Source organism: Amphritea balenae (genome assembly GCF_003858655.1).
Taxonomy (GTDB): domain Bacteria; phylum Pseudomonadota; class Gammaproteobacteria; order Pseudomonadales; family Balneatricaceae; genus Amphritea; species Amphritea balenae.
Genome location: NZ_RQXV01000024.1, coordinates 1 through 1,443 on the forward strand (window position 1 = coordinate 1; position 1,443 = coordinate 1,443).

The following is a 1,443-nucleotide window of genomic DNA, read 5'->3' on the forward strand; positions in this document are numbered from 1 at the left end:
AGCCTGTTTTAAATTTATTCTGAGCGCGCATGCGAGCAGCAGATTCTGGGTTGATAGCATCCCAAGGGCTACCAGCAGCATTTTTAGCCGCTGCGATAGTTTCGATATCTTGATTCAGACTGGACATGGTTAATCCTTCTCTCATTGACAGCTGTGTGCGCTGTTCTGTTATTCGGTACGCAGATCATATTAGAGAATTAGTTAACATTTTTGAAATAAATAGCTATTATTCGTAACATTCACCATGTGAATAATGATCTTTAAGAGTTAAGTATCTATGGGGCTTGTATGAACCTTGATCAGATCGATTTGAACCTGTTGGTATATCTGGACGTACTATTGAGGGAGCGAAATGTAACCCGATCAGCCAGTTTGCTGGGTATTACACAGCCGGCAATGAGTAACGGCCTGCGCCGGTTAAGAGAGACCTTTGGAGACCCGTTGTTAGTACGAACCAGTGACGGAATGATGCCAACAGAGCGGGCTCAGGCGATACAACCGCTATTAAGAAATGTGCTGGCATCAGTTGAGCAGGTAATCGAGCCGAGTAGCTCGTTTGACCCTGCGACAAGTGATCGGGTATTCAGGATCATGACCAGTGATTACGGTGAAGCAACGTTACTGCCTAAGCTGCTTAAACGGTTACGTAAGGAGGCGCCGGATATCGTATTAGATATTCTGACCCCCAGCGATATGAGCTTTACCGAAGTGGAGCAGGGATTAGTCGATCTGGTAATCAATCGTTTTGATACGATGCCGCAATCGTTTCACCAGAAAACGCTGTGGCGGGATGGCTTTTCCTGCCTGTTTGCGGTGGATAATCCGATCTCCTCCGATTTTCGTTTGGAAACCTATATTGCTGCCTACCATGTCTGGGTAAGTAAAACCGGAATGGGGGCTGGTATGGGGATCTCACCTAAGGACACTAAACGACTAGGATGGGTAGACGAAGCCCTGGATCAGATCGGCCATAAACGTAAAATCCGGGTGTTTACCCGGCACTACCAGTCGGCAGCGCATATTGCAGAACAAAAAGGTTTGATTGCGACTATTCCAACCCGGGCAGCTACAGCACAATCAGATAATCCCCGTCTGGAAATAAGACAACCGCCATTTGAAATACCTGACTTTGAACTGAAAATGGCCTGGAGCCCGTTAATACAACATAACGTTGCTCATAAATGGCTAAGAGATCTGGTCGCAGATGTCGCACAGTCCTGAAGCTTTATCAGACCGTTACAAAGGAAGGGTAGAGAAGAGCACTAAATCTTAGCCTGATCAGATAATAAAAAAGGCAGCCAATGGCTGCCTTTTTTGACAAGCTAATTCAGCTTAACCGAACTGGTTAGAGGTGTTTTTCGCACCGCCAGCTTTCAGAGCGTTCTCACCAGCAAAGTATTCTTTGTGGTCGTCGCCCATGTCAGAACCAGACATGTTCTGGTG

The 1,443-nt window shown here is 46.4% G+C and carries 1 protein-coding gene; it reads left to right on the plus strand.

Features of this window, described 5'->3' with window-relative positions; translation table 11 throughout:
• Positions 1-288: 288 nt before the first annotated feature.
• A complete protein-coding gene (locus EHS89_RS20990) occupies positions 289-1,221 on the plus strand; it encodes a LysR family transcriptional regulator (RefSeq protein WP_124928130.1) in 933 nt (310 codons plus the stop codon).
• Positions 1,222-1,443 lie beyond the last annotated feature (222 nt).

Bases quoted from the DNA above. Each gene is read 5' to 3' on its own strand.
- EHS89_RS20990 (WP_124928130.1), top strand. From the start codon at position 289: ATGAACCTTGATCAGATCGATTTGAACCTGTTGGTATATCTGGACGTA.